This is a genomic window from Serratia sp. ASV30 (assembly GCF_016428815.1).
In the GTDB taxonomy this organism is placed as follows: Bacteria; Pseudomonadota; Gammaproteobacteria; order Enterobacterales; family Enterobacteriaceae; genus Chania; species Chania fonticola_C.
This window is the reverse complement of sequence record NZ_JAELTL010000137.1, coordinates 1-1,684: the sequence shown is the minus strand read 5'-3', so window position 1 is coordinate 1,684 and position 1,684 is coordinate 1. Positions and strand designations below refer to the sequence as shown.

1 protein-coding gene is annotated in these 1,684 nt (G+C 42.9%); it reads right to left on the bottom strand.

Features of this window, described 5'->3' with window-relative positions; translation table 11 throughout:
* Positions 1-116: 116 nt before the first annotated feature.
* Positions 117-1,010, bottom strand: a complete 894-nt coding sequence (locus tag JHD74_RS25710) for a winged helix-turn-helix domain-containing protein (RefSeq protein ID WP_199063873.1) — start codon at positions 1,008-1,010, stop codon at positions 117-119.
* Positions 1,011-1,684: the final 674 nt, after the last annotated feature.

Here is a 1,684-nt window from a genome sequence, read left to right as displayed (position 1 = left end):
CCCCCCCCCCCCCCCCCCCCCCCCCCCCCCCCCCCCCCCCCCCCCCCCCCCCCCCCCCCCCCCCCCCCCCCCCCCCCCCCCCCCCCCCCCCCCCCCCCCCCCCCCCCCCCCCCCCTTTAAGATGTGTATAAGAGACAGATATAGTAATTGGAGATACAATCATTTCGGCTTAGATACGAAAACTCATCCCGGCACTTTATAACGGAAACCCTGGGTATGAACTGAAAAGTTGAGAAATAGACTACTTCATCACCTTGACAACTGATCGGATTTTTAGCATTAAACTTATAAAAATCATCTTCTGAGCTTTTATTTTCATTAATATTAACGCGGCAACCATTTATGTTACCAATGTTATGAAATGTTGATGAATAGCACTCCGGCAGGAATAATCCCCCCCCAACGATAAGCGATATAAAAGCAAGTAAGCTAAAGGCAAAACGCATTATCCGCTTACTTCTTAAGGATTCTGGGTGATGCGTTAAAACTTGGGTTTGTGCTGGTAACTTTTCAACTGGCCGATCAGATATTTTATCTTGTGATGAAATAGTTGAGATGCTGGCTTGAGCCTCTGGAGCCTCTGGAGCCTCTGGAGCCTCTGGAGCCTCTGGAGCCTCTTGAATTACCGGAACGCCACTAGACAAAGGTATAACTTTGATGGAATTTGGTATCAATAAACCTTTTCTTGGCACTGTTTTGATCACTTCGTAATCAATACCACATTGTCTTAGCCCTTTACGTAGGGTAAGAATGTTCTGATAGTAGGTATTGTCACTGACATGAAGTCCATATTGCTCCCACCCTATTTGCATAAGAGCGCCCTTAGTGACGAGTACTCCATGATTTTTTATCAGGTGGAGGAAGCATTCAGAAGCTGAGACAAGGATAGGGAACTCAACTCCATTAGTGATTGATTTAAATGTATTTTCCATGGAACAAAAGATAACAGCATCCGCGATCACAAAGCATGATGATGTCTCCTGGTCGCTGGTCTTAATCACGTTATCCATTACATTACCTCCATTAAATAATGTGAATATTATGACATTAAGCTACAGCTCTCGCTTTGATCTGTGTCTAAGAATTTTCTGTAGGAGTAATAAATGAGCAGGCCACCGCCTTAAATTAACACTGTATGTAGTAAGGTAATTTCGCGATGAATTATCATTTACTGATTATTATCAATAAGTTATAGTTAATTTGGTGATCAATGGTTTCAACTATGACGAAGATTGGCAATTTTCACAGAACTAATACCTCAGTCGCATTAATTACTTGATGCCATGGTGTTATTTTAACATTTTCATTATCAACATGGGGAAGAAAGTCATTTAAGTCGCATTAACCCCTTGATATTTTGTTATAATTTTAACATTGTGGCTATCGACATTAATATCAGAATTTTCGAGTCGGTAGCGTCTTCAAGGATGGTATTCTCAGTACGCCCATAAAGAAACAATTTAGCTTAATACAATCTTTATCCTTAAATATCATATTGTTAGAGTTGTAAATTAAGAACCTCTATGTTGGTACGCAGGGATTGAATCATTAACATCATTACCCACCAGAACCCAAAAAAAGCTTATTAATTTTTATTGAGTTTACTTTCTGTCTCTTATACACATCTAAAATGGGGGGGGGGGGGGGGGGGGGGGGGGGGGGGGGGGGGGGGGGGGGGGGGGGG

Excerpts from the sequence above, each read along its gene's own strand:
- JHD74_RS25710 (WP_199063873.1), bottom strand. The coding sequence starts at position 1,010 with ATGGATAACGTGATTAAGACCAGCGACCAGGAGACATCATCATGCTTT.